General features: G+C 63.0%; 17 protein-coding genes and 2 rRNA genes. 9 read left to right on the forward strand and 10 right to left on the reverse strand.

The genetic code is table 11. The annotated features are described in order from the left end of the window. Positions 1 to 5 precede the first annotated feature (5 nt). The 8 genes from GEV39_RS20785 to GEV39_RS20820 all read left to right on the forward strand — a co-directional run bounded on the left by GEV39_RS20785 (position 6) and on the right by GEV39_RS20820 (position 7,318). A complete protein-coding gene (locus GEV39_RS20785; protein ID WP_173891068.1) occupies positions 6 to 908 on the forward strand; it encodes a LysR family transcriptional regulator in 903 nt (300 codons plus the stop codon). A gap of 148 nt (positions 909 to 1,056) precedes the next feature. Next, complete coding sequence (locus tag GEV39_RS20790; RefSeq protein WP_173891069.1) at positions 1,057 to 1,662, forward strand: CDP-alcohol phosphatidyltransferase family protein; 606 nt, start codon at positions 1,057 to 1,059, stop codon at positions 1,660 to 1,662. Positions 1,663 to 1,692: 30 nt separating this feature from the next. Further along, positions 1,693 to 3,447 (forward strand): bifunctional alpha/beta hydrolase/class I SAM-dependent methyltransferase, encoded by a 1,755-nt coding sequence (locus GEV39_RS20795; RefSeq protein ID WP_173891070.1) that lies wholly within the window; start codon positions 1,693 to 1,695, stop codon positions 3,445 to 3,447. Further along, the gene (locus tag GEV39_RS20800; RefSeq protein WP_173891071.1) at positions 3,448 to 4,881 is read left to right on the forward strand and encodes a dual specificity protein phosphatase family protein; all 1,434 of its coding nucleotides are present in this window, start codon (positions 3,448 to 3,450) and stop codon (positions 4,879 to 4,881) included. It abuts the gene before it with no gap. Further along, a complete protein-coding gene (locus tag GEV39_RS20805) occupies positions 4,878 to 5,309 on the forward strand; it encodes a hypothetical protein (RefSeq protein WP_173891072.1) in 432 nt (143 codons plus the stop codon). The genes GEV39_RS20800 and GEV39_RS20805 overlap by 4 nt, the downstream gene beginning before the upstream one ends. A gap of 10 nt (positions 5,310 to 5,319) precedes the next feature. After that, entirely contained in the window at positions 5,320 to 5,943 is a 624-nt protein-coding gene (locus GEV39_RS20810; RefSeq protein ID WP_173891073.1) for a lysophospholipid acyltransferase family protein, read from the forward strand. A gap of 1 nt (position 5,944) precedes the next feature. Further along, a complete protein-coding gene (locus GEV39_RS20815) occupies positions 5,945 to 6,877 on the forward strand; it encodes a phosphatidate cytidylyltransferase (protein ID WP_173891074.1) in 933 nt (310 codons plus the stop codon). Between the two features lie 96 nt (positions 6,878 to 6,973). Continuing rightward, on the forward strand, positions 6,974 to 7,318 hold the full coding sequence (locus GEV39_RS20820; protein WP_003251579.1) for a cupin domain-containing protein: 345 nt from the start codon (positions 6,974 to 6,976) through the stop codon (positions 7,316 to 7,318). A gap of 224 nt (positions 7,319 to 7,542) precedes the next feature. On the opposite strand, the gene mmsB is transcribed toward GEV39_RS20820, so the two are convergent. Beyond that, positions 7,543 to 8,430, reverse strand: a complete 888-nt coding sequence (gene mmsB / locus GEV39_RS20825) for a 3-hydroxyisobutyrate dehydrogenase (protein ID WP_173891075.1) — start codon at positions 8,428 to 8,430, stop codon at positions 7,543 to 7,545. Positions 8,431 to 8,440: 10 nt separating this feature from the next. Next, positions 8,441 to 9,967, reverse strand: coding sequence for a CoA-acylating methylmalonate-semialdehyde dehydrogenase (locus GEV39_RS20830; protein ID WP_173891076.1), 1,527 nt, complete (start codon positions 9,965 to 9,967; stop codon positions 8,441 to 8,443). Between the two features lie 132 nt (positions 9,968 to 10,099). Between GEV39_RS20830 and GEV39_RS20835 the strand changes: the two genes are divergently transcribed. Then, positions 10,100 to 11,050: a LysR family transcriptional regulator gene (locus GEV39_RS20835; protein WP_173891077.1), complete on the forward strand. Its 951-nt coding sequence runs from the start codon at positions 10,100 to 10,102 to the stop codon at positions 11,048 to 11,050. A 6-nt stretch (positions 11,051 to 11,056) separates the two neighbouring features. On the opposite strand, the gene yfiB is transcribed toward GEV39_RS20835, so the two are convergent. From yfiB to GEV39_RS20875, 8 genes are all read right to left on the reverse strand, one after another. Continuing rightward, positions 11,057 to 11,548, reverse strand: coding sequence for an outer membrane lipoprotein YfiB (gene yfiB, locus GEV39_RS20840; protein ID WP_173891078.1), 492 nt, complete (start codon positions 11,546 to 11,548; stop codon positions 11,057 to 11,059). A gap of 4 nt (positions 11,549 to 11,552) precedes the next feature. Continuing rightward, positions 11,553 to 12,824, reverse strand: coding sequence for a diguanylate cyclase DgcN/YfiN (gene dgcN / locus GEV39_RS20845; RefSeq protein ID WP_173891079.1), 1,272 nt, complete (start codon positions 12,822 to 12,824; stop codon positions 11,553 to 11,555). Next, entirely contained in the window at positions 12,821 to 13,387 is a 567-nt protein-coding gene (yfiR, locus tag GEV39_RS20850) for a regulatory sequestration protein YfiR (protein WP_173891080.1), read from the reverse strand. The genes dgcN and yfiR overlap by 4 nt, the downstream gene beginning before the upstream one ends. A gap of 160 nt (positions 13,388 to 13,547) precedes the next feature. Next, complete coding sequence (recD, locus tag GEV39_RS20855; RefSeq protein ID WP_173891081.1) at positions 13,548 to 15,623, reverse strand: exodeoxyribonuclease V subunit alpha; 2,076 nt, start codon at positions 15,621 to 15,623, stop codon at positions 13,548 to 13,550. Next, a complete protein-coding gene (gene recB / locus GEV39_RS20860) occupies positions 15,620 to 19,294 on the reverse strand; it encodes an exodeoxyribonuclease V subunit beta (RefSeq protein WP_173891082.1) in 3,675 nt (1,224 codons plus the stop codon). Before recB ends, recD begins: the two co-directional genes overlap by 4 nt. After that, positions 19,291 to 22,773 (reverse strand): exodeoxyribonuclease V subunit gamma, encoded by a 3,483-nt coding sequence (gene recC / locus GEV39_RS20865; RefSeq protein WP_173891083.1) that lies wholly within the window; start codon positions 22,771 to 22,773, stop codon positions 19,291 to 19,293. The genes recB and recC overlap by 4 nt, the downstream gene beginning before the upstream one ends. 204 nt (positions 22,774 to 22,977) lie before the next feature. Then, positions 22,978 to 23,093 (reverse strand): 5S ribosomal RNA (rrf, locus tag GEV39_RS20870). Between the two features lie 134 nt (positions 23,094 to 23,227). Next, positions 23,228 to 26,120: ribosomal RNA gene (locus tag GEV39_RS20875) — 23S ribosomal RNA — on the reverse strand. Positions 26,121 to 26,216 lie beyond the last annotated feature (96 nt).

The following is a 26,216-nucleotide window of genomic DNA, read 5'->3' on the forward strand; positions in this document are numbered from 1 at the left end:
GGCACATGCATTTCGACCTGATCGACCTCAAGCTGTTCCAGCACACCCTGGAGTGCGGCAACATCACCGCCGGTGCCAGCCGCAGCCATCTTTCGCTGCCGGCAGCCAGTGCGCGCATCCGGGCCATGGAAGCGTCGCTGGGCATCCCTTTACTACAGCGTAACCGCCGCGGTGTTCAGCCGACCCCGGCCGGCCAGGCGCTGTTGCTGCATGCCCGCCTGATTGCCCAGCAGGTCGAACGCTTGCAGTTCGACCTGGGCCAGTACGCTCAGGGGCAGCACGGTCAAGTGCGCCTGCTGTGCAACACCGCAGCACTTACGGAGTACCTGCCAGAACTCGTGGCCGGTTATTTGGCTGAAAACCCCGGCATCAGCGTGGACATACAGGAACTGCCGAGCCTGCGCATCGTGCAGGCGATTACGCAAAGCATGGCAGACCTTGGCATTGTTTCATCAGCCGCGCCCTTCGGGCACCTGCAAACCCGGCCGTTTCGTGACGACCCACTGGTGCTGGTAGCGCCGCCTGGCCATCCGCTGGCCAGCGAGGCTGCCCCCAGCTTCATCGACAGCCTGGTGCATGGTCATGTCGGGCTTGGAGCAGGCAGTGCATTGGCGTTGTACCTGGAGGAACAGGCATTGCGGGAAGGGCGGCGCATGCAGGTGAGAGTGCGGGCCGAAGGGTTTGATGGCGTGATCCGCATGGTTGCAGGCGGGGCTGGGGTCGGGGTGGTGCCTCTGGCGGCGGTGAAGCGTTGGCAAGGGCTGTTGCCGCTGCACTGGGTGGCCCTGGCGGAACCCTGGGCCAACCGCCGGTTGCTGGTGTGCGCGCGGGACTTTACGGCGTTGCCAGGGTATGCGTCGGGGTTGGTTGACCGGCTGGTGGGAGCAACTGTCATGCTCAATTACTAAAAGCTGGCGCGATCCCTGTAGGAGCGGGCGCGCCCGCGAACACCGGCGCAGCCGGTGCCATGCACTGCGTTGGATTCTTCGCGGGTTTACCCGCGAAGAAGGCTCACACACAATGGCGCCATGACGCCCCACTAAAAAGGACTGTCCAGTGGCCTCGATCTACCAGCTCAAACCACGCTTCCAGGCTTTGTTGCGCCCGGCCGTGCAACGCCTTCACGACCGAGGCGTCACCGCCAACCAGGTCACTGTCACCGCTGCCGTGGTATCGCTCCTGGTGGGCCTGCTGCTGGCCGCCCTGCCGCACATCACCTGGCTGTTCATCCTGGTACCGATCTGGATGCTGCTGCGCATGGCGCTGAATGCCGTCGACGGCATGCTGGCCCGGGAGTTCGGCCAGCAATCCACCCTCGGTGCTTACCTCAACGAACTCTGTGACGTGATTGCCGATGCAGCGCTGTACCTGCCCTTCGCCTTGTTGGCCGGGGTGTCGCCTACGCTGGTGGTACTGGTGGTGCTGTGCGCCACCTTCAGCGAGTACGCCGGTGTCATGGGCCCGCTGGCAGGCGCCTCGCGGCGCTACGACGGGCCTATGGGCAAGAGCGACAGGGCCTTCGCCTTCGGGGTGCTGGGCACCGGCGTCGCCTTTGGCCTGCTCGATGGCGCCTGGATCGACGGCCTGTTGCTGGTCATCCTCGCGCTCTCGCTCTATACCCTCTACAACCGGGTTCGCCAGGGCCTGGCCGAAACCCGCTGAGCCTATCGTCGTCGCAAAAGGACGTTGACCATGCGCCAAGCGCAAGCGCTGCACTTCCCCACCCATGACGGTGTCGAGCTGCATTACCGTCATTGGCCTGCCACCCGCAACGAACACCAGCCACGCCGCGCCGTGGTGATGTTCCACCGGGGCCATGAGCACGGCGGGCGCATGGCCCACCTGGCCGATGAGCTGGATATGCCGGGCTACGACTTCTTCGCCTGGGATGCCCGCGGCCACGGCCGCTCGCCAGGCGCGCGTGGCGACAGCCCGGGGTTCGCTACCAGTGTGCGCGACGTGCAAACCTTCATCGAACACATCCAGGCCCACCACGGCATCGCCGAACAGGACCTGGTGGTACTGGCACAGAGCGTCGGCGCCGTGCTGATCGCCACCTGGGCCCACGACTACGCGCCCAAGGTGCGCTGCCTGGTGTTGGCCTCGCCAGCGTTCAAGGTCAAGCTGTACGTGCCGTTTGCCCGCCCAGGCCTGAAGCTGCTGAAGGCCTTGCGCGGCAATTTCTTCGTCAACAGCTACGTCAAGCCGCGCCTGCTCACCCACGACCCTGAGCGGGTGATGTCGTACGTGGCCGACCCGCTGATCAGCCGGCCCATTTCGGTAACCATGCTGCTGGGCCTGTACGAGGCCGCCGACCGCGTGGTGGCGGACGCCCAGGCCATCCAGGTGCCGACCCAGTTGCTGGTGTCCGGGGCTGATTTCGTGGTCGAGCGCCAACCGCAAGAACGGTTTTTCGACCGGCTTGGCAGCACACGAAAGGAAATGCACATACTGCCCGGGTTCTTCCACGACACCTTGGGGGAACGTGATCGGGCCCATGCCCTGAGGCGCATCGAACGGTTTGTCGACCATTGCTTTGCCAGCCCCGCCGCGTTGCCCTCACTGCTGGATGCCGACAAGACCGGGGCCAGTTGCGCCGAGGCAGAAAGCCTGGCTGCGCCGCTGCCGCGCAACTCGCCACGCGACCTTTACTGGCGCGCCACCCGCGCCGGCTTGAGCCTGGGCAAGGGGCTGTCTGCGGGGGTGAAGCTCGGGTTTGACACCGGCTTCGATTCTGGCAGCACCCTCGACTACGTGTACCGCAACCAGCCGACCGGCAAGGGCAAACTGGGGCGCCTGATCGACCAGAACTACCTCGACGCCATCGGCTGGCGTGGCATACGCCAACGCAAACTGCACGTCGAGCAATTGCTACGCCTGGCCATCGCCCACCTGCGTGAACAGCAACGGCCCGTGCACATTGTCGATATCGCGGCCGGCCATGGCCGCTATATCCTCGAAGCCCTTCAAGGCCTTGAGCAGTTGCCAGATTCGATCCTGCTGCGCGACTACAGCGAACTGAACGTTCAGCAAGGCAGCGCGCTGATCCGCGAGAAGGGCCTGGCCGACATCGCCCGCTTCGTCCAGGGCGACGCCTTCGATCGCCAGAGCCTGGCCACACTTGAACAGCCCCCAACGCTGGCCGTGGTTTCGGGGCTATACGAGCTCTTCCCCAGTAACCAACTGGTGGGCAATTCCCTGGCCGGGCTGGCCGACGCCGTAGAAGATGGCGGCTACCTGGTCTACACCTGCCAGCCATGGCACCCGCAACTGGAGATGATTGCCCGCGCCCTCACCAGCCACCGCGGTGGCGAGGCTTGGGTAATGCGCCGGCGCAGCCAGGCCGAGATGGACCAGCTGGTTGAGGCCGCGGGCTTCCGCAAGCTGGCCCAGCGTATCGATGAATGGGGCATTTTCAGCGTCAGCCTGGCACAGCGGGTGCGCTGAGTGAGCCCGCCACGCGAGCACGGGCTGATTCGCCGGGGCGTGTTCTGGCTTCTGCTGCTGGGGCCGTTGTTCTTCCTCAGCTATGGGCTGGCGAACAATTACACGGCTGGGCGCAGTGATGTCGGCAGCCTGGTGTTCGGCTGGGAGCACGGCATGCCGCTGTGGCCCTGGACGATCATCCCGTACTGGTCGATCGACCTGCTGTACGGGTTGTCCTTCCTGCTGCCGCGCACACGCCAGGAAATGGACCGCCACGCGCTGGCGCTACTCAGCGCACAGGTGATCAGCGTCTGCTGTTTTCTGCTGTGGCCGCTGCGGTTCACCTTCGAGCGGCCGGGCCTGGACGGGCTGTTCGGCTGGCTGTTCGACGTGTTGATGGGCTTCGACAAGCCATTCAACCAGGCGCCTTCGCTGCACATCGCTTTGCTGGTGATCATCTGGGCGATGTTTGCCCGGCATGTGCAACGCCAGCCCTGGCGTTGGCTGATGCATGGCTGGATGGCGCTGATCGGGGTGTCGGTGCTGACCACCTGGCAGCACCATTTCATCGATGTGCCCACGGGGGCGCTGGCGGGGTTTGCCTGCCTGTGGCTGTGGCCGCGGCAAGGGCGCCTGCCCTTTCAGGCGGCCCGTCTTGCTCAGGATGCCAAGCGCTGGAAGGTTGCCGCTTGTTATGCCTTGGGCGCGCTGCTGTGTGTACTCCCTGCCGCTGCGATGGGCGGGGCTTGGCTGTGGTTGAGTTGGCCGGCGGTGTCGTTGGGGCTGGTGGCGCTGAACTACGCCGTGTTCGGGGCGGGTGGTTTTCAGAAGGGTAATGACGGGCGCTTGTCGCCTGCAAGCCGGTGGCTGCTGGCACCCTATCTGGCGGGCGCGTGGCTGAATTCGCGGCTGTGGACCCGGCGCCATCCACAGGCCGACGAGGTGTGTGATGGTGTGTACCTGGGGAGAATCCCAGGGCGCGACACGCAGTTCGCTGCAATTGTTGATTTATGCGCCGAGCTACCATACATCGACCGTTGTGGGAGCGGCCTTGCGTCGCGAAAGGGCTGCGGAGCAGCCCCCACAGTTTCTGCTGCGAAGCTGAAAACCCGGGGCTGCTCCGCAGCCCTTTCGCGACGCAAGGCCGCTCCTACGACGGGCGCGTCAGCTGTTGCCTATGAGTGTTTCCCGACCCTGGATCTGTTAACGCCAGACGTTGCGCTGTTACAACAAGCCGCCAGCGCTATCGAGCACCTGCGCGCTCAGGGTCCCGTGCTGGTGTGCTGCGCTTTGGGTTATTCACGCAGCGCCAGCGCCGTGGCGGCCTGGCTGGTGGTGACCGGCCGGTGCGTTGACGCCCAGCAGGCAGAATCCCTTATCCGCAAAGCCCGCCCCGGCATCGTATTGCACAGTGCCCACCGCCATGTGCTCCAGCAACTGGGAGCACAGCCATGAACCTGCGCGTGGCCGCCAGCCTGCTGGGCCGAGGCAAACAGCTGGAGCGCCTGTCCGACGGCCTCACCTTGCTGGCCCTGGCCTACGGCCTTGCACCTCTGCTCAACGCCCCGCTGCATCCGCTGGCGAGCCTGCTGTGCAGCGTGCTGCTGGTGCTCGGCGTGCTCCACAAATATTGGGCCATCCGCGTGGCAATCGATGCCGAACTATTTGCCCACCTGGCCAATAGCGCAGACCTGCCGGCCGACACTCAGGCCCTAGACCGCGCCCTGTTCGAACTGAAACTCAAACCACAGGCCACCGACGGCCGCGCCTGGCCTGCCCGCAGCCAGGCCGCACTAGGCCTGTTGCGCCGTCAGGCCGTATGCCTGGGCCTGCAGCTGTCGCTAGCCTTGGCTACCCTGCTGACACTGCCTTTCAAGGGATGACCACCTGCCTATGCTCGCCAACCTGACTGCTTACGTCATCACCTCGGCCGCCCGCCTGATTACCGGTGCCCGCGCCCTTTGGCTGGGTTGCTCGGCGCTGCCGGTGCAGCGCCTGTATTTCGCCAACCACAGCAGCCACGGCGACTTCGTGCTGCTGTGGGCCTCGCTGCCGCAAGGGCTGCGTCAGCGCACGCGCCCGGTGGCCGGCGCAGACTACTGGGCCAGGCCGGGCATCCGCGACTTTCTTATCCGCAAGGTCTTCAACGGGGTACTGATCGAGCGCCAGCGCAGCGAAGGGCAAGGCAACCCTTTGCAGCCGGTGCTCGACGCGGTGGCCCAGGGCGACTCGCTGATCTTCTTCCCGGAGGGCACGCGCAACCTTGGCGACGCACCGCTACTGCCCTTCAGAAGCGGGTTGTATCACCTGGCAGCAGCCCACCCGCAGGTCGAACTGGTACCGGTATGGATCGCCAACCTCAACCGGGTGATGCCCAAAGGGCGCGCCCTGCCATTGCCGTTGCTGTGCACCCTGAGCTTTGGCGAACCGCTGCACCTGCACGCCGATGAAAGCAAGCAGGCGTTTCTCGAGCGGGCCAGCCAGGCCCTGCTGAACCTGGCCCCCAAGGATGCCTGACATGGACAACAATACCCTTTCCCTGTTTGCCGGCATCGGCGCCCTGCTGCTGCTGGCCAGCGTGATCGGCCGCCTGCTCAAATGGCGCGCCGGCCCGGCGCCGCACGCCGTGATCGACAACCTCAACGCCCGCATCAATGCCTGGTGGGTGATGGTGGTGGTGATCGGCATTGCCTTCGTGTTCGGCAAGTACGGTGTGATCGTGCTGTTCTACGGTGTGTCGTTCTATGCCCTGCGCGAATTCATGACCCTCACCCCTACCCGGCGCAGCGACTACCCGGCACTGGTGGCAGCCTTCTACGTGGCACTTCCGGTGCAGTACGTGCTGATCGCCATGGACTGGTACGGCCTGTTCAGCATTTTCATTCCGGTGTACCTGTTCTTGCTGCTGCCGATCCTCGCCAGCCTGGGCGGTGACACCACACGTTTCCTCGAGCGTGCGTCAAAAGTGCAATGGGGCTTGATGATCGCCGTGTACTGCGTGTCTTCAGTGCCGGCCCTGATGACCCTGGACATCCCCGGCTACGAGGGCCGCAACCTGCTGCTGATCGCCTGGCTGATTCTGGTGGTGCAACTCAGCGACGTGTTGCAGTACGTGTGCGGCAAGCTGTTTGGCAAACACAAGGTGGCGCCCAACCTGTCACCCTCCAAGACCGTCGAAGGCCTGGCCGGCGGCGTAGCGCTGGCCACTTTGATCGGCGCCCTGTTGTGCTGGATCACGCCCTTCAGCTTCTGGCAGGCCGCGCTCATGGCCTTGGCCGTGAACGCCATGGGCTTCTTCGGCGGGCTGGTGATGTCGGCCATCAAGCGTGACCGTGGGGTGAAAGACTGGGGCCACATGATCGAAGGCCACGGCGGCATGCTCGACCGCATGGATTCGGTGTGCTTTGCGGCGCCAGTGTTCTTCCACTTTGTGCGGTATTGGTGGGCATAGCGCGACCAGACAGCTGGACGTCGAGCCCAGGCAACTGCGGCTCGGCCGATGGCCCTATGGTGACCAGTCATTCAGCCAGTCACCAGGAGTTGTGCCATGTCCGATTTCATCACCGTCCTGCGCGAAACCTGCCCCACGCCGGTCGTGGACGCCACCAAGTGGAAGCGCATCGGCGGCGATCCGCACACCGTGAACCTCAACGCCTACCTGTCGGCAGACGGCAGCAAGATCATGGGCACCTGGATCTGCACCCCGGGCAAGTTCGAGGTCAATTACGACAAGTGGGAGTTCTGCCACTTCCTCGATGGCTACTGCATCATCACCCCGGAAGGCGAAGAGCCGAAGCACCTGAAGGCCGGTGACGTGTTCGTGATCGAACCGGGGATGAAAGGCACCTGGGAAGTGGTCGAGACCGTGCGCAAGTATTTCGTCTTTGCCTGATCCGACACTCTACAACTAACTCTGTGGGAGCGGGCGCGCCCGCGAAACAGGCAGTGTGGTGGATGGCACCGGCTTTGCCGGTGTTCGCGGGCATGCCCGCTCCCACAGGGTTATGTGGCGCCTGCAGAATCGGGGCAAAAAAATCGCGGGGCAGGTGCCCTTCCCTCTGGTGCGCAGTTACAGAGGGAAGGCCACCTGGCCCGCGATGAAGCCCACCTCTTGCGTCAATCTTTCTTGCGATACCCCTCGACGATAGCCGAGAAATCCTTACCCCCCTCGCCACGCAAGCTCATGGCCTGATACAACTGCTGGGCCACAGCCCCCAGGATCACCGGCTGGTGTGCCTGGCGTGCCGCTTCGGTCGCCAGCCCAAGGTCCTTGAGCATCAGCTCGGCACCAAACCCACCGGTATAGCCCCGCGAGGCCGGCGCCGTGTCGATAATGCCGGGCCATGGGTTGTAGGTATCCGAGCTCCAGCAACGCCCGGTCGAACTGTTGATGATGCCGGCCAGCACCTGGGTATCGATGCCCAGCGCATTACCCAGCGCCATGGCCTCGGACACGCCGATCATCGAGATACCCAACAGCAGGTTGTTGCAGATCTTGGCGATTTGCCCGGTGCCCACCTCGCCGCAGTGGACGATGTTGCGGCCCATCTGCTCCAGCACCGGCTTGAGGCTGGCGAACAGCTCGGCGCTGGCACCGACCATGAACGTCAGCGTGCCGGCTGCCGCACCGCCGGTGCCACCGGACACCGGCGCATCGCCCATGTCCACGCCGTTGGCCGCCGCGGCCTTGGACACCTCGCGCGCGGTCTGCGGGTCGATGGTGCTGCAGTCCACGGTCGGTGTGCCGGGGCGTATGCCCGCCAGCACACCGTCGTCGTTCAGGTAAACACTGCGCACATGGGCCGCGGCCGGCAGCATGGTGATTACCAAGTCGCTGCTGGCGGCCGCGGCCTTGGGCGAAGGGCTGATCTGCCCGCCCAGTTCGGCCAACTCGGCAAGCACGGCTTTGTTCAGGTCGAACAGGCTCAGTGTGTGCCCGGCCTTGATCAGGTTGCGGGCCATGGGCGCGCCCATGTTGCCCAGGCCAATGAATGCAATACGCATGAGGAACTCCTTAGCGCAGGCTGATGGTGGTGTTCACGCCGTCGTTGACGCTGTCGTCGTCGAACCAGCGGGCAGTGACGGTCTTGGTCTGCGTGTAGAACTGCACCACTTGCTTGCCGTATGGGCCAAGGTCGCCGAGCTTGGACCCACGCGAGCCGGTGAAACTGAAGAACGGGACCGGCACCGGGATCGGGATGTTGATACCCACCTGGCCCACGTCGATCTCGCTCTGGAACTTGCGCGCGGCCGCGCCGCTTTGGGTGAACAGGCCGGTGCCGTTACCGAACGGGTTGGCGTTGACCAGGGCGATGGCTTCGTCGAGGGTATCGACCTCCAGGGTGACCAGCACCGGGCCAAAGATTTCCTGGGTGTACACCTGCATGTCGGTCTTCACGCCTGAGAACAGGGTCGGGCCGACAAAGTTGCCCTGCTCGTAGCCCGGGACCTGAACGTCGCGGCCATCGAGCTCCAGCTTGGCGCCCTCCCTGATGCCGCTTTCGATCAGGCCCAACACGCGCTCCTTGGCCCGCCTGGAAACCACCGGCCCGACATCGGTGCCGGGCTCGCAACCGGCGTTGACCTTGAGCTTGCTGGCGGCCTCCTTGATGTCTGGCAACCACTCACGGGCCTTGCCCACCAGTACCGCGACGGAGGTCGCCATGCAGCGCTGGCCGGCCGCACCGAATGCGGCACCCACCAGTGCATTGATGGTTTGTGTACGGTTGGCATCGGGGAGCACCACGGCGTGGTTCTTGGCGCCCATCATCGACTGCACGCGCTTGCCGTGCTGGCTGGCCAGGTTGTACACATGGGTGCCCACTTCGGTGGAGCCGACGAAGGAAATCGCCTTGATGTCCTGGTGAGTGCAAATGGCATCCACCACCTGCTTGCCACCGTGCACCACATTCAGCACCCCGGCCGGTACGCCAGCTTCCAGCGCCAGCTCGACCAGCAGCATGGTCGACAGCGGGTCTTGCTCGGATGGTTTGAGCACGAAGGTGTTGCCGCAGACGATGGCCATGGGGAACATCCACAGCGGGATCATCGCCGGGAAATTGAACGGCGTGATGCCAGCGCATACACCGATAGGCTGGCGCAGGGTGTAGGTATCGACGCCGCCGGCGACGTTTTCGGCGAATTCACCCATCTGCAGGGTGCCGATAGAAGCAGCGTGTTCCACCACTTCCAGGCCGCGGAAGATATCACCCTCGGCGTCAGCCAGGGTTTTGCCCTGCTCGGCGCTGAGCACCTGGGCAATGCGCTTGGTGTGTTCGCGAATAAGCGCCTGCAGCTTGAGCATGATGCGCATGCGCGCGCCAATCGGGGTGTCTCGCCAGGTCTTGAAAGCACGGTGGGCAGCGGCTACCGCTGCATCGACTTCATCTACCGTGGCGAACGGTACCCGCGCCAGCACCTCTTGGGTGGCCGGGTTGACGATGTCGCGCCATTCGGTGGTCACAGACTCGACCCACTGGCCGTCGATCAGCAGCTTCACCTGCTCGACCTTGGTCGGGTTCGGGGATTGCGGTGCGTTCATCTGCGTTCTCCTTGGAATTATTGTCGGGACGAGATCGCCAGCGCCAAGTAAACGCGAGGTGGCGTCCTGAGGCTTGTTTCGAGTATAGATGTGCAAACATCCAACAAGAACGCACAAAAAAACCGGATCATCATGCAAAAAGATCTCACATCCCTGAGCGCGCTCAACTGGGACGACTTGAAGTTCTTCCTCGAAGTGGCCCGCACCCGCAAGGCCAGTAGCGCGGCAAAACGCCTGAGTGTGGACTACACCACGGTGTCGCGCCGCATCAGCTCGCTGGAGGGTGCGCTGGGTACCTTGCTGTTCGAAAAGTCGCGCACCAACGGCTTTGTTCTCACTGCCGAGGGCCAGCGTTTACTGGGCTATGCCGAGTCGATCGAAAGTACGCTGCACATGGCGTGCGAGCAGGTATCCGGGTCGAGCGTGGCGTTGTCGGGGCATGTGCGAATGGGGTGCACAGAAGGCTTCGGCAGTTTCTTCATTACCCCGCAGTTGAGCCACTTCGTCGACGCCTACCCGGCCATTTCGGTGGATATCCTGCCGCTGCCGCACTTCATCAGCCTGTCCAAGCGCGAAGCGGATATCGTCATCGCCCTGGAGCGGCCGGAGCACGGGCCTTATGTGTGCTGCAAACTGTGCGACTACAGCTTGCGGCTGTATGCGACGCAGGACTACCTGGCCAGCCATGCACCGATACACCAGGTGGCTGATCTGGCCAGGCACCCGTTCATCAGTTACGTGGACGACCTGGCGTTCAGCTCGGAGTTGCTGTACCTGGCCAACCTGATTCCCGGCGCCAGCGCGCACTTGCGCAGTACCAGTGTGATTGCCCAGTACACGGCGGCGCTGCAGGGGCGCGGGCTGGCGATCCTGCCGTGTTTCCTGGCTGCACAGGATCCACGGCTGGTCAGGGTGTTGCCAGAGGACATCGAGGTAACGCGGCAATTCTGGATGTATTGCCGGGAGGATTTGCGCAAGTTGAAGCGGATTACCCTGTTGTGGGATTACATTCGTGGGATGACGGAGGCGAATGCGCCGTTGTTGATGGGGCAAACCCGGGAAATGCGCTTTGCCCAGCAGTGACGGGGCTCAGTAAGACGCCACCACGATGGACACGCGCCGGTTTTCGGTCCGCCCGGCGCTGGTGCGGTTGTTCGCCACCGGCTGGCTGCTGCCCAGGCCCTGGCTTTGGATGTTCTGCGGCTGCATGCCCACGCCGACCAAGGCTTTGGCCACGCTCTGCGCGCGGCGCTCGGACAACTCCTGGTTATAGGCCGCCTTGCCCGACGAGTCGGTATGCCCGTCTACCCGCACACGCTGGATACCCACGCCCAGCAGTGCCTTGCCGATCCGCTCGACAATCGCCTGGCTCTGGCTGTTGAGGCTGTCCAGGTCACTGCCGAACAACACTTTGCCAGACAAGTCATACGCCCAGCCTTCATCGGTGGGGGTAAAGCCTTCGCGCTTGAGCACGGCAATCTGTTCCGGGGTCAGCCCCTTGGGCGGCGCGCTTTGGCAGCCGGTCAGCGCCAGCACAGCGAGCAACACGGCCCACAGTGGAAAACGTAAAGCCTGTATCACGGGTTCAGCTCCTGTTGTCGATAGGGTTGGCGGACCGTTCCGTCTGCGCCACTTGCCAATGGCCACGCCGTTTGCGCTTGGCCTGATACATGGCCGCATCGGCGGCATTCAGAAGACTGGCCGGGTCGGCGCCGTCTTCCGGGTAATAGGCGATACCGACGCTCACCGACGTGGCGACACTGCGGCCGCTGTCCAGTTGCACCGGCAACTTCATGCTGGCGACGATTTTTTCGGCAATGTGCTCGGCATCCCGGCGCGTTTGCAAAGGCGTCAGCAGCACGGCGAATTCATCGCCGCCCAAACGTGCAACCAGATCATGCTCACGCAACTGGGCACGCAGGCGCTCGGCCACGCTGATCAGCACCTCGTCCCCCACCGCATGGCCCAGCGTGTCGTTGATCTGCTTGAAGTGGTCACTGTCAAGGAACAGCAGTGCCATGTGATCCTGCTGGCTGGCTGCGTTGCGCACGCTGCGGCTCAGGCGCCCTTCGAAGAAGGCGCGGTTGGGCAGGCCGGTCAGGCTGTCGTGGCTGGCCTGGTGGGCTAAGGTCTGGTTTTCGCTCTGCAGGTGGCTTTGCCATACTTCCAGTTCGTCCAGCAGGGCGTTGAAGTCATTCCCCAGCTCGTTGAGTTCGGCGATCGCCGTTTCCGGCACACGCCGGTCGAAGCTGCGCTCGCGGCGGGCGGCGTGGGCGACGCTGGCCAGGCCGCGCAGCGGCCGGGTGATATCGCCGAGCAGGCGCCGCGACAGGTATTGGGCAGCCAAGGCGCTGAGGACCGTGCAACACAGAATACCGGCCAGCCCCCCCAGCATGAACAGCAACAGGCTACGCCCCTGGCCAACCAGTTCGATGCGCCCGATCTGTTGCTGCTGGTGCATGATCGGCAGCTTGGCCGGTTCGTCCAGCAACGCGCGGGCGACCTGCGTTTCCAGCAGGGCAAGCATGCCCGAATCGGCACGTTGCCAGCGCGCCAGTTGCTCGCCTTCACCATTGAATACCCTGGCCTCGGCCACTTCCTCGGCGCTGGCGATCAGCGCCAGCGCCTCACTGGCGGCGGCACTGTCATCGAACACCACCGCCGCCTCCACGGTGTAGCTGATCGACCGGGCAATCAGTTGCAGGTTGTGATTGGCATAGACGCTCAAGGCCAGCACGCCCAACAGGGTCAAGGAAATACCGGCCAGGCCCACGGCCAGCAAGGCGACATTCAAGTGTGCACGGCCCAGCACCGAGCGCAGAGTTGGGCGCAGGCTGCGCTTGCGGGTCGGCTTCATGGTTGCACCGCCCGGCGCCGCGACAGCTGCAGCACGCTGGGGTGAATGCGCACCCCGGAGCGCGCCACCGAGTCAAGGTTGACCTCGAAGGCCACCTGCTGGTCGCTGACCCGCAGGCAGAACAGGCTGCCGATGGTGCATGGGTCATTCGATTCGCTGATGCTCAGGACCGGGTAGCCGCTGACCCGCTCGAACAGCTTGTCACGCTGGCGCTGGTCGAGCTTGCCGATGTAGATCGCATCACACGCCTGAGCGACCTGACTGTCATCTGCCAGCAAGCGCTTCACTTGCAGCGGGCGGCCAGACTCCTGCACCTGGCCCTTGATCAGGTCATCAGCGTATTCGGTGGGGCCGACCAGGCACAGGCGCAATGGAGACGGCTCCACCGGCCAGCGCGCGTAGCTGAAAATGCCCAGCACGACCTGGGTGACGGCCTTGGCCCGTTGCTGCGCCTGGGCGTTGGTGGTTGCGGTGTCCGCCCGGGCAGGCCCCGTAGCGATAAACAGGACGGCCAGCAATAGCGAAACCGCACAGCTTGTCACACGTCTTGCGGCCACATGCATGTGGGGAATCTCTCAAAATCCTTTCTGGTCTCGGCGCAACGATAGCACATGGCCGCATCACTGTAGAAAGGCAGGCACCGCGGTGGTTGGCACGGGCTGCGCCCGTGTTCGCGGGCACGCCCGCTCCCACTGGGGATCGCCAACTGCTTTTCGGCCGGGGTCAGACTTGCTCCAGCATCAAGCCGGAAATACGCATTACCTTGCGTGCCACCGCCTCCTCGAAAATGCCCTGGCGCGGCTCGACCAGGCTGAAACAGTGCTTGGCGCGGGTGATCCCGGTATAGACCAGCTCCTTGGTCAGCACCGGGTTCAGTGTGTCGGGCAGTACCAGTGCGGTGTGGCCGAACTCCGAACCCTGGGATTTGTGCACCGTCATGGCAAATACCGTTTCCACTTCATTCAGGCGGCTGGGCAGGACAAAACGCACGCCGCCGCTGCCGTCATTACGCGGGAAGGCCACCCGCAGCAGCGGCTCGCCGCGCTCGTCCGGCAAACGCAGGGCAATGCCGATGTCGCCGTTCATCAGGCCCAAGCCGTAGTCGTTGCGGGTGACCAGCACCGGGCGCCCTTCGTACCAAGGCTGCTGGCTGTCGATCAGGCCGGCGCCGTGCAGCACCCGCGCCACCCGCTCGTTGAGCCCTTCGACGCCCCAGGCACCCCGGCGTACCGCACACAGCAACTGGAAGGCCTCGAAACTGTGCAACACCTTGCCTGCCCACTGCTCCCAGGCGGGGTCGTCGAACGGGGTATCCAGCAGTGGCCGATAGCGCCCAAGGGTACGCAAATAACTGCGGTACCCTTGTGGCCCTTCACTGCCCTGGTTCAAGCCATCGAGCAGCAGGCGGTCGAAGGCGCGGTCCTGCTCGTGCCTGAGCACCAGGCTGTGCACATCAGCCGGTGGCATGGCCAGCAGGTTGCGCGCCGCATGGGCGTCCTGCCGGTTGACCAGCCGCGCCAGCTGGCCAATGCCGCTGCCTTCGCCAAAGCGCCGCGAAAAGCGCAGCATCACCACTTGCTGGGCCAGCGGGTTGCGCTGTTCATCGCCAACCTTGAGGCCACTGTCAGCCAGCGATTCGCCACTGACCTGTTCGAGCCAGCTGGCGGTGGCCGGCGCGTAGTAACCTTCTTCGGCGTCCCGGCACAAGTCACCCAGCACGGCACCGGCCTCGACCGAGGCCAGCTGGTCCTTGTCACCCAGCAATACCAGGCGTGCCCGCGCAGGCAAGGCGTCGAGCAGGTTGGCCATCATCTCCAGGTCGATCATCGAGGCTTCGTCGACCACCAGCACATCCAGCGGCAACGGGTTGCCCGCATGGTGGCGGAAGTGCCGCGAACCTGGGCGGCTACCGAGCAGGCGGTGCACGGTGCTGACGTCGGTCGGCACCTGCTCGCGTACCTGGGCACTGACCTGCAGGCGCTCGACCTGCTGGCCAATGGACTCGGTCAGGCGCGCAGCGGCCTTGCCGGTAGGTGCCGCCAGGCGGATACGCAATGGCCTGCCCTGCTCCACCGCCGGCGCTTGCAACAACGCCAGCAGGCGCACCACCGTGGTGGTCTTGCCCGTACCGGGGCCGCCGGTGATGATGCTGAAGCCGGCGCGGGTGGCCAGGGCGCAGGCGAGCTTCTGCCAATCCACCTGGCCTGCCGGGGCGCCACCCTCGAACAACTGCGCCAAGCGTTGTGGCAAGTCCGCCGGCGGTGCTTCAGCCTGGCTAAGGCGCAGGCGCAAAGTGTGGTCGATACGCCGCTCGTAGCTCCAGTAACGGCGCAGGTACAGGCGCTGGCCGCTGAGCACCAGGGGGCGCGCCTGCTGGCCCGGGGCGTCGCCAGCGGCCACCAGCGGGCTGGCTACGATGCGTTGGCGCCAGGCCTGCAAGTCGAGGTTGGCCAACAACTGCGAAGGCAACAGCAAGGGGCCGGTCAGTGCGTCGCCCTCTGGCGGCAACGACAGGGCAAAGTCGGGCTCGGCCAGGGTTTGCTGCAGGTCGAGGCAGACGTGGCCGTGGCCCAGTTGATGGCTGGCCAACGCTGCGGCAAGCAGCAGCAAGGGGTCACTGCCTGGGGCCCGCTCTTCCAGAAATGACACGAACGCACGGTCCAGCGGCCGTAGCCAGCCGCGCTCGACCCAGCGGTCGAGCAGTTGCAGCAGGTCACCGCTGTCAGTTTGCGGCGCCAGCGCCAGCAGGTACTCGGCGTGCAATGGGGTGGGCAACAGGTCGACAAGGTTGCGGCTCATGGCATGGCTCCGGCAAACAGGTCCTGCTGGGTGGGCGGGTGCTCGCCACGGAACAGCGCGTCCAGGCTTTCGATCAATTCACGCGGTGGCTTGGTGAAGTAAACGCCGTGCCCACTGCTGCTGGCACCCCGCAGGAAGATGAACAAGGCACCGCCCACGTGGCGGTCATAATCGTAATCCGGCAGCCGCGCGCGCAGTTGCCGGTGCAGGGCCAGCAGGTACAACACGTACTGCAGGTCGTAGCGGTGTTCGAGGATGGCTTTCTCCATGGCCAGGGCATCGTAGGCCTGGGTATCCGGGCCGAGCCAGTTGGATTTGTAGTCGGTCACGTAATAGCGGCCGTCCAGCTCGAATGCCAGGTCGATGAACCCTTTGAACATGCCATTGAGCAGCGTCGGCTGCGCCACCGGGCGCGCCAGGCCGGGGTGGGTGTGGCGTGCTACCAGACGATCCAGCTGCTCGGCGTCGACGCGCTGGCTGGCGAACCAGAACTCCATTTCGATCTGGTAAGTGCACAGCTCCCCGAGCGTCACGCTCTGCCCACTGCCGGGCAACGGCAAGGCCTCGCTCAGCAAGCGCTGCATCCACTGGCTGAGGGTGGGGATCCAACCCGTCCAGTCTCGGCGGTTGCAGCGCTGGCCAACGGTTCGCTCGATCAACTGCGGGTTACGGCTTACCAGGCTAAAGCCTTCGCGGCCTGCCCACTCCAGCAGACCGTGCAGGAAGGTGCCGGGGTTCGGCCCCCTCGGGAAGCGGTGGATATCACCGCTGTCGGCCGGGACTTCACGCAGCACCTGCACATCGACGACTTCGTCATCCTGCAGTTGCTGGGCCTGCGAGCTGTCGGCACCGAGGGTTTGGTCACCCACGCGCAGGGCGCTGTAGGACGCGATCCACCAGTGCTCAGCGGCGGCCCGGCGTGGCTTGCGTGCCGGCAGTAATTCACGCGCGGCATGGGGCATGCGATACACCTGCGGCTGGGCCGGCGGCAGGCCTGTGCAGGCGATGTGCGGGCAACGCGCGGCCAGGGCCTGCAACCAGTCGGCCAACTGCGCCGAACTGGCCAGGGCAAGGCCGCCACCCAGCAGATACCCCAACGCCGAGCGGTGCAACTGCGACGTTTTCTGGTTGCCGCGCTTGAGGTCGGCGACACCCAGCCAGCAGGCATGCTGGGCACGGGTAAGGGCCACATACAGCAGGCGCAGGTCTTCGGCCAGGCGCTCATCGTCGGCGCGTTCGATCTGCTCCTGGTCTGGGGTCAGGGTAAGGTGGGCGTGGCCTTCAGGGTCGTGCCAGGCCAGCGGCAGCCGGCTACCGTCCACAGGTTTGCTGGTGCAGATGAACGGCAGGTAGACCAGCGGATACTCCAGGCCCTTGGACTTGTGGATGGTCACCACCTTGACCAGCTGTTCGTCGCTTTCCAGGCGCAGAATCTGGTCCTCGCCAGCCTGGCCAGAACTGGCCAAGTGCTCAGCCAGGTGGCGAATCAGCGCCTGTTCGCCATCCATTTCGCCAGCTGCCTGCTGCAGCAACTCGGCCAGGTGCAGCAGGTTGGTCAGCACCCGTTCGCCATCGCTGCGGCGGATCAGCGTGCGCGGCAGCTGGAAGTCATGCAGCAGGTGGCGCAGCATCGGCAGTACGCCCTGGCGCTGCCAGGTTTCGCGGTAGTAGCGGAACCGCATGACCCAGCCCTCCCAGACCCGCTCGTCCTGGTTCAAGCGGTCCAGTGCGGGCAACGACAGGCCTAAGGTAAGGCTGGCCAGGGCCGCCTTGAGCAGGCGCTCCGAATCGGGCTCGGCGCAGGCCTTGAGCCAGGCCAGCAGGTCATGGGCTTCCTGGGCAGCGAACACCGAGTCCTTGTCGGACAGGTACACACTGCGTACATCGCGTGCGGCCAGCTCGGCGCGCACCAGCTGCGCTTCGTGGCCATCACGCACCAGAATGGCGATGTCTGACGGCAGGCAGGGGCGCAGTTCGCCTTCGGCATTGCGCAAACCAGCCGTGCCTTGCTGGCCGCCATTGAGCAAATCGACAATGTGGCTGGCGCAACTGGCGGCCAGTTGCTGGCGGTAGACACTGCCGGATACCGGCTCTTCGCTCTGCAGCTGCCAGCATTGCAGGGCAGCGCTGGCTTCGCCGTTGATCACCAGCTGTTCGCTGCGGCCTTTGGCGCGCACCTCGATGAACGGCAACGGGTTGTCATCGGCACTGCGGAACAGGAACGCCCCGCGCCCTCCCTGACGTGCCTCGGCCTGGAGGAACACCTGGTTGACCGCCGCCACCATGGCCTTGCTGGAGCGGTAGTTGGTGTCCAGGCTGTGCAGCCGACCGCTGGTGGCCCGCCGTGCGGCGAGGTAGGTGTAAATGTCGGCACCGCGGAAGGCGTAGATCGCCTGCTTCGGGTCACCAATCATGAACAGGCCGGTGTCCGGGCGATTTTCGCTGATCTGGTAGATACGCTCGAAAATGCCGAACTGCACCGGGTCGGTGTCCTGGAACTCGTCGATCAGGGCCACCGGGAACTGCTCACGAATCAGCCCGGCCAGGCGCTCGCCGGCGTCACTGGCCAGTGCGTGCTGCAAGCGCACCAGCATATCGTCGAAGCCCATTTCTGCCCGCCGGCGCTTCTCCACTTCAAACCGTGCCGAGACCCAATGGGCGGCATGCTCGAGCAGGGGGGCATCCGGGCTGTCCAGGGCTTGCAGGTGTTGCGCCAGGGTCTGCATGGCAGCCAGGCCCGGGTGCGCGGGTGGCTCGCCCTTCCAGGCCTCGGCCATGCCGGCCGGGGTCAGGCGCGTGAAGCCAGTACCCAGGTCGAGCTCCACCTGCTGTTCGTCCGCAGCCCACGCATGAAGCTTGTCGAACCAGGGTTCGAAATAGCGCGCCTGCATCTTGCGACCGTCGACCTGCTTGGCCGCCAGGGCATCGCGGCAGATCTGCCGCAGCTCTTCGGCCCACTGTAGCCAAGGCGCCTTGAGCCGGGCCAACTGTTCGCTGCGCTGCTGCAGCGATGCTTCGATCAGTGCCGCCGGTTCGGCGCCGTGCTGCTCGGCCCGCACCCGGCCGAACAAGGGGCGAATGCGCGGGAGCAAGGCGTCGGGGCTGACCCAATGGCTACGCACCCACGCCAGCGCTTGGCCTTGCATGCTGTAGCAGAAGCGCCGCCAGTAATCGCGCATAACCTGGCCCAGCAGCTCGCTGTGGTCGGTTTCCAGGGTCTGGGTGAACAGGCTGCCGCTGTCGAAAGCGTGCTCGCGCAGCATGCGCTGGCACCAGCCGTGAATGGTCGATACCGCTGCTTCGTCCATCCACTGCACCGCAATTTCCAGGCGCCCGGCACAGCGCGGCCACGCCTCTTGCGGGTAGTCGTCACGCAGTTGGTGCAGCAAAGGGTCGGCGCCCTCCAGCTCGCCACGGAAGAAGCGTGCAGCTTCTGCCAGGCGCGCACGGATACGCTCGCGCAACTCCTTGGTGGCGGCGTCGGTGAAGGTCACCACCAGAATCTGCGGTGGCAGCAGTTCGCGTGCAAAACCCTGCTCGCCGCCATGCCCGAGGATCAGGCGCAGGTACAGGGCGGAAATGGTGAAGGTCTTGCCGGTGCCGGCACTGGCCTCGATCAGCTGGCTGCCATGCAAGGGGAAACTCAACGCCAAGGGGCGGGCCTGGGTCATGCGCCTTTCTCCGGGTTGCCCAGGGTCTGCCAGGGTGCGGTGAACAATGGGCGGTACAAGGTTTCGCACCAGCCTTCAAAGGTTTCGTCGGCGGTGAGTGCGGCGAAATCAGGGAACTGCCGAGCCAAGGCAGTGCTTTCACTGCGCTCGCCGAAACTGCTGCGTTCATCGCCCTCGTAGGCGCGGGCCGCAGCGGCCAGGGCTTTGTCGGCATCGTCGTGGGCCAGCCAGGCAAAAGCGGTTTTGGCGGCAACCGACAGGGGCGCGTTCATCGCGGCCTGGCGCGCCACCAACAGGTCGCCCAACAGTTGCCCGGCGGCGCCTTGCGGGAGCGGTGCCAGCAACAGGGTCAGGTCGCTGGCGACCAGGGCGCTATGGTACGCGTAACCTGCGGCACAGGCCGCCAGGTGGGTGACCCAGGGCGCGATCAGGCGGTGCCACTTCAAGTTGTTGCGCCCGGCACTGATGGTGTTGGGCACGGTGGTAATACTCAGAAGGCTTTGCTCGTCGGCCTGGAATACCCGCCCCAGCCAGCCTTCGAGACGGTGCCGGCCGTGCTCGAAATGCACGGGCAAAGCGCCCTCGACCAAGCGCGGCCAGCGTTGCAGCAACTGCTGGTGGCGTTGCAGCAGGTCGGGTAACGGCTCGATCAACTCGCTTTGCAGCAGCTCGCCGAACCCAGCCAGCGGCAGCACACCGCAAGCCTGCAAACGCCGGGCCTGGGCCTGCAGGGCCTGCTCGGCGTTGCCCGGTGCGGCCAAGGCGACACCGAGCAGGCTTTCACTGGCGCCGTAGCGCTGCAGGGTGTCGAGGGTGAAGGGTTCTTCGTCCGGGGTCGGCGCTTCCAGCGCTTCGAAGTACACCTTCAGGCGCTGACTGAAGAAATGCCGAACTGGATGGCGCAGGAAGTCACTCAGCTGGGTCAGGGTAAGCGCTTCATCATCCTGATAGGGCGCCAGGGCTGGTTCGCCCTGCGGGTCGCCTTCGCTCTGCTGGTGCAACACTTGCCATTCGTGGGCATAGCTGAACAGCGGGCTGCCCTTCTGGAAGTAGCGCGGGCTGAACGGTTGCAGCGGGTGCTCTTGGGTCAGGGCGTGCAGCAGCTGCTCGCCCGCCTGTGTCGCCTGGCCCTGCTGTGCGCCGTTCAGCTGCCAACCCGCCGCAAGGTGGTCGCGCAACTGCCCGATCAACACCGAGGCCGGGCGTTCGCTGTTGTCACGGATACTGCGCCCGACCCAGCTGACGTACAGCTGGTCACGTGCCGACAGCAGCGCTTCGAGCAGCAGATAACGGTCGTCCTCACGGCGTGAGCGGTCACCGGGGCGGTAGTCGCTGGCCATCAGGTCGAAGTCCAGTGGCTGCTGGGCGCGCGGGTAATCACCATCGTTCATGCCCAGCAGGCACACCACCCGAAATGGGATCGCGCGCATGGGCATGAGCGTGCAGAAATTCACCGAGCCCGCCAGGAAACGTTGTGACAGCTTGCCTTGGTCCAGCCCCGACAGCCAGGCCTCGCGCACCACGGTCAATGGCAGAGGGTCCTGCAGGCCGACCGTTTCGCATACTTCAAGCCAGCTATCGCGCAGATCCTGCAACTGGATCAGCAGGAATTCGTCGTGCTCGTCCTCGGCCAGGAAGAACACATGCAACAGGGCATGCAGGCGCTCGCCCCACTGGCTGACGGTGGCCGGTTCGGCCAGGGCCTGGCAGGCGACATCCAGTGCGTCGAGCAGGGCCACCAGCGGGCCGATCAGGGCTGCGTCCAGACCACCGATTTCATCGTACGGCTCAATACCGTCACACGCTTCGCCCACGCCTACGGCATACCCTAACAGCATGCGACGCAAACCAAAGCGCCAGGTGTTCTGTTCAAGCCCGGCGGGCAGGCCAAGGCTGGCTCGCTGCTCGGCATCGAGGCCCCAGCGAATGCCTGCGCCTTCGATCCAGCGGTGCAGGGTAGGCAAGTCGTTTTCGCGGATACCAAACCGGGCTCTTACCGCGGGGACATCCAACAGGTCGAGCACTTCGCTGACGGCGAAACGGCTGTCCGGCAGTTTGAGCAGGTGTTCCAGCGCAATCAGCAGAGGCTCCCGGCCACGCTGCCCTTGGTCGGTCAGGGTGAACGGTATGTAACGGGGGTCATTGCGCTGCAGTTGGCCGAAAACGGCGCGGATGTGCGGCGCGTAAGTATCGATGGCCGGCAGCATGACGATGACATCACGCGGGCGCAATGTGGGGTCGGCACTGAAGCGGGCCAACAGCTGGTCGTGGAGAATCTCTACTTCGCGCTGGGGGCTGTGGGCAATGTGAAAACGGATCGAGCGGTCGTTGGCGGGATCGACTGGCGGCCACAGCGCGCGCGTTTCTGCCAGCGGGCGCAGTTCGAGAATGTCGTCCTGCAATTGGCTGAGCAGCGTGGCGGGTGAACCGTCGCTGAACAGGTCGATGCGACCATCGCTGAACACGCCTTGGTAGCTACCCGGGTCGTCGTAGCTGTCGAGCAAGTTGATGTAGTCTCGGCCTTGCTTGCCCCAAGCAGCCAGTAATGGGTGTGCGTGCTGGTGCAGGGACTGGTCGTCGAGCTGCAAGGGCATGCCTTGTTTGCGCTGCTGACGCTTGTATTGGTGGCGCAGCAGGTCTTTGTCGGCAACGATGTCCGCCCAGTGGTGGCGACAAGGGTTGTGCACGCACAACAACACCTGGCTGAAGCGTGCGAGGCCGGCTAATGCCTCCAAGGCCTGGGCCGGCAGCGATGAAATGCCGAACACGATCACCCGCGAGGGTAACCCGGGGGGAGCCTGTTCCAGGCTATTGATACGTTCGATGAAGCGCTGGTGCACGCCGGCCCGGCTTTGCGCCATACCTTTTTCTCCGACGTCTTCCAGCAAGGCCTTCCACAGCTCGGCCTGCCAGCGGTTAGCCGGGGGCAGTGCCTTACGTTCGCCACGGGCGGTGTTCAGCACGTGCTCACCTGCTGCCCAGTCCCTGAGCCAGTCGGCCCGGTAGACCTGATACTGGTCGAACAGATCGGCCAGGCGCTCGGACAGCTGGTAGCGCTTGCGCAGGTCACCGTCGTCCATCAGGAAGCGGCGCAACGGCTCGAAATGCGGGCGCTCGATCAGCGCCGGTAGCAGACGCATCAGGCGCCAGGTCAGCGGCGCTTTGTCGAGCAGGGACACCTCGGGAATTTCATCGCGCCCCAGCACGCTGCGGTACAACTGCCACATGAAGCTGCCGGGCAGTTGAACCTCAATTGCAGCGGCGATGCCGCAGCCACCTTGGTCGTCCTCCAGCGGGTCTTCCGCCAAAGCCAGCTTGAGCCATTGAGCGATACCGTTACTCTGCACCAAGGCGATTTCGTTTTCCAACGGTGCCAGCGGGTAGCGACGCATCCAGCTCACCACAAGGCTGCGCAGATCGTCGAGGCGGTTGCCGTGGACGATCATGAAGCCGGGGTGCAGATGGGTGGTGTGGGGCATCGGAAACTCTCTGGCAGGTGCTGAGGTTGATGGAGGGAAACGATATCACGCGTGATGCGTTCTCTGTGGGGCATGGCACGGGCTGCGCCGGTGTTCGCGGGCACGCCCGCTCCCACAGGGATTGTTGTGAGGCCAGGGGACTTTTTGGGAGCACAAAGACAAAACCCCTACCTGCATGTGCAGATAGGGGTTTTGCGAAATGAATCTTGACGATGACCTACTCTCACATGGGGAAACCCCACACTACCATCGGCGATGCATCGTTTCACTACTGAGTTCGGGATGGGATCAGGTGGTTCCAATGCTCTATGGTCGTCAAGAAATTCTGTAGCCAGAATGTCCAGATGGACAGCCCAGCGAATTCGGATATGTGATGTTTGTGATGCCTTGCGAACTTTCGGTTCATGTCATCTTCACCACCGCAATCTGCGCTAGCAAATTGCTTGGGTGTTATATGGTCAAGCCTCACGGGCAATTAGTATTGGTTAGCTCAACGCCTCACAGCGCTTACACACCCAACCTATCAACGTCGTAGTCTTCGACGGCCCTTTAGGGGATTCAAGATCCCAGTGAGATCTCATCTTGAGGCAAGTTTCCCGCTTAGATGCTTTCAGCGGTTATCTCTTCCGAACATAGCTACCCGGCAATGCCACTGGCGTGACAACCGGAACACCAGAGGTTCGTCCACTCCGGTCCTCTCGTACTAGGAGCAGCCCCTCTCAAATCTCAAACGTCCACGGCAGATAGGGACCGAACTGTCTCACGACGTTCTAAACCCAGCTCGCGTACCACTTTAAATGGCGAACAGCCATACCCTTGGGACCGGCTTCAGCCCCAGGATGTGATGAGCCGACATCGAGGTGCCAAACACCGCCGTCGATATGAACTCTTGGGCGGTATCAGCCTGTTATCCCCGGAGTACCTTTTATCCGTTGAGCGATGGCCCTTCCATACAGAACCACCGGATCACTAAGACCTACTTTCGTACCTGCTCGACGTGTTTGTCTCGCAGTCAAGCGCGCTTTTGCCTTTATACTCTACGACCGATTTCCGACCGGTCTGAGCGCACCTTCGTACTCCTCCGTTACTCTTTGGGAGGAGACCGCCCCAGTCAAACTACCCACCATACACTGTCCTCGATCCGGATAACGGACCTGAGTTAGAACCTCAAAGTTGCCAGGGTGGTATTTCAAGGATGGCTCCATGAGAACTGGCGTCCCCACTTCAAAGCCTCCCACCTATCCTACACAAGCAAATTCAAAGTCCAGTGCAAAGCTATAGTAAAGGTTCACGGGGTCTTTCCGTCTAGCCGCGGATACACTGCATCTTCACAGCGATTTCAATTTCACTGAGTCTCGGGTGGAGACAGCGCCGCCATCGTTACGCCATTCGTGCAGGTCGGAACTTACCCGACAAGGAATTTCGCTACCTTAGGACCGTTATAGTTACGGCCGCCGTTTACCGGGGCTTCGATCAAGAGCTTCGCTTGCGCTAACCCCATCAATTAACCTTCCGGCACCGGGCAGGCGTCACACCCTATACGTCCACTTTCGTGTTTGCAGAGTGCTGTGTTTTTAATAAACAGTCGCATCGGCCTGGTATCTTCGACCGGCATGAGCTTACGGAGCAAGTCCTTCACCCTCGCCGGCGCACCTTCTCCCGAAGTTACGGTGCCATTTTGCCTAGTTCCTTCACCCGAGTTCTCTCAAGCGCCTTGGTATTCTCTACCTAACCACCTGTGTCGGTTTGGGGTACGGTTCCCAGTTATCTGAAGCTTAGGAGCTTTTCTTGGAAGCATGGTATCAACCACTTCGTCGCCTAAAGGCAACTCGTCATCAGCTCTCGGCCTTGAAATCCCGGATTTGCCTAAGATTTCAGCCTACCACCTTAAACCTGGACAACCAACGCCAGGCTGGCCTAACCTTCTCCGTCCCTCCATCGCAATAACTGGAAGTACAGGAATATTAACCTGTTTTCCATCGACTACGCTTTTCAGCCTCGCCTTAGGGACCGACTAACCCTGCGTCGATTAACGTTGCGCAGGAAACCTTGGTCTTTCGGCGTGCGAGTTTTTCACTCGCATTGTCGTTACTCATGTCAGCATTCGCACTTCTGATACCTCCAGCAAGCTTCTCAACTCACCTTCACAGGCTTACAGAACGCTCCTCTACCGCATCATCATAAGATGATACCCGTAGCTTCGGTGCATGGTTTGAGCCCCGTTACATCTTCCGCGCAGGCCGACTCGACTAGTGAGCTATTACGCTTTCTTTAAAGGGTGGCTGCTTCTAAGCCAACCTCCTAGCTGTCTAAGCCTTCCCACATCGTTTCCCACTTAACCATGACTTTGGGACCTTAGCTGACGGTCTGGGTTGTTTCCCTTTTCACGACGGACGTTAGCACCCGCCGTGTGTCTCCCATGCTCGGCACTTGTAGGTATTCGGAGTTTGCATCGGTTTGGTAAGTCGGGATGACCCCCTAGCCGAAACAGTGCTCTACCCCCTACAGTGATACATGAGGCGCTACCTAAATAGCTTTCGAGGAGAACCAGCTATCTCCGAGCTTGATTAGCCTTTCACTCCGATCCACAGGTCATCCGCTAACTTTTCAACGGTAGTCGGTTCGGTCCTCCAGTCAGTGTTACCTAACCTTCAACCTGCCCATGGATAGATCGCCCGGTTTCGGGTCTATACCCAGCGACTAAACGCCCTATTAAGACTCGCTTTCGCTACGCCTCCCCTATTCGGTTAAGCTCGCCACTGAATATAAGTCGCTGACCCATTATACAAAAGGTACGCAGTCACCTAACAAAGTAGGCTCCCACTGCTTGTACGCATACGGTTTCAGGTTCTATTTCACTCCCCTCTCCGGGGTTCTTTTCGCCTTTCCCTCACGGTACTGGTTCACTATCGGTCAGTCAGTAGTATTTAGCCTTGGAGGATGGTCCCCCCATATTCAGACAAAGTTTCTCGTGCTCCGTCCTACTCGATTTCATTGATAAGAGATTTTCGTGTACGGGGCTATCACCCACTATGGCCGCACTTTCCAGAGCGTTCCACTAATCTCAAATCAACTTAAGGGCTGGTCCCCGTTCGCTCGCCACTACTAAGGGAATCTCGGTTGATTTCTTTTCCTCAGGGTACTTAGATGTTTCAGTTCCCCTGGTTCGCCTCTTGCACCTATGTATTCAGTACAAGATACTCAGCTTATGCTGAGTGGGTTCCCCCATTCAGAGATCTCTGGATCACAGTCTGTTTGCCGACTCCCCAAAGCTTATCGCAGGCTACCACGTCTTTCATCGCCTCTGACTGCCAAGGCATCCACCGTATGCGCTTCTTCACTTGACCATATAACCCCAAGCAATCTGGTTATACTGTGAAGACGACATTCGCCGAAAATTCGCATTTCGCTCAATTAAGAGCAGAACTCACAAATTTTACCTT

The sequence above is a fragment of the Pseudomonas sp. NY5710 genome (genome assembly GCF_013305665.1).
GTDB classification, from domain to species: domain Bacteria; phylum Pseudomonadota; class Gammaproteobacteria; order Pseudomonadales; family Pseudomonadaceae; genus Aquipseudomonas; species Aquipseudomonas juntendi.

Excerpts from the sequence above, each read along its gene's own strand:
- dgcN (WP_173891079.1), bottom strand. The coding sequence starts at position 12,824 with ATGAAGCCGACCCGCAAGCGCAGCCTGCGCCCAACTCTGCGCTCGGTG.
- recD (WP_173891081.1), bottom strand. The coding sequence starts at position 15,623 with ATGAGCCGCAACCTTGTCGACCTGTTGCCCACCCCATTGCACGCCGAG.
- GEV39_RS20815 (WP_173891074.1), top strand. The coding sequence starts at position 5,945 with ATGGACAACAATACCCTTTCCCTGTTTGCCGGCATCGGCGCCCTGCTG.
- GEV39_RS20810 (WP_173891073.1), top strand. The coding sequence starts at position 5,320 with ATGCTCGCCAACCTGACTGCTTACGTCATCACCTCGGCCGCCCGCCTG.
- GEV39_RS20830 (WP_173891076.1), bottom strand. The coding sequence starts at position 9,967 with ATGAACGCACCGCAATCCCCGAACCCGACCAAGGTCGAGCAGGTGAAG.
- yfiR (WP_173891080.1), bottom strand. The coding sequence starts at position 13,387 with ATGCATGTGGCCGCAAGACGTGTGACAAGCTGTGCGGTTTCGCTATTG.
- GEV39_RS20835 (WP_173891077.1), top strand. The coding sequence starts at position 10,100 with ATGCAAAAAGATCTCACATCCCTGAGCGCGCTCAACTGGGACGACTTG.
- mmsB (WP_173891075.1), bottom strand. The coding sequence starts at position 8,430 with ATGCGTATTGCATTCATTGGCCTGGGCAACATGGGCGCGCCCATGGCC.
- GEV39_RS20820 (WP_003251579.1), top strand. The coding sequence starts at position 6,974 with ATGTCCGATTTCATCACCGTCCTGCGCGAAACCTGCCCCACGCCGGTC.
- recC (WP_173891083.1), bottom strand. The coding sequence starts at position 22,773 with ATGCCCCACACCACCCATCTGCACCCCGGCTTCATGATCGTCCACGGC.
- recB (WP_173891082.1), bottom strand. The coding sequence starts at position 19,294 with ATGACCCAGGCCCGCCCCTTGGCGTTGAGTTTCCCCTTGCATGGCAGC.
- GEV39_RS20795 (WP_173891070.1), top strand. The coding sequence starts at position 1,693 with ATGCGCCAAGCGCAAGCGCTGCACTTCCCCACCCATGACGGTGTCGAG.
- GEV39_RS20805 (WP_173891072.1), top strand. The coding sequence starts at position 4,878 with ATGAACCTGCGCGTGGCCGCCAGCCTGCTGGGCCGAGGCAAACAGCTG.
- GEV39_RS20785 (WP_173891068.1), top strand. The coding sequence starts at position 6 with ATGCATTTCGACCTGATCGACCTCAAGCTGTTCCAGCACACCCTGGAG.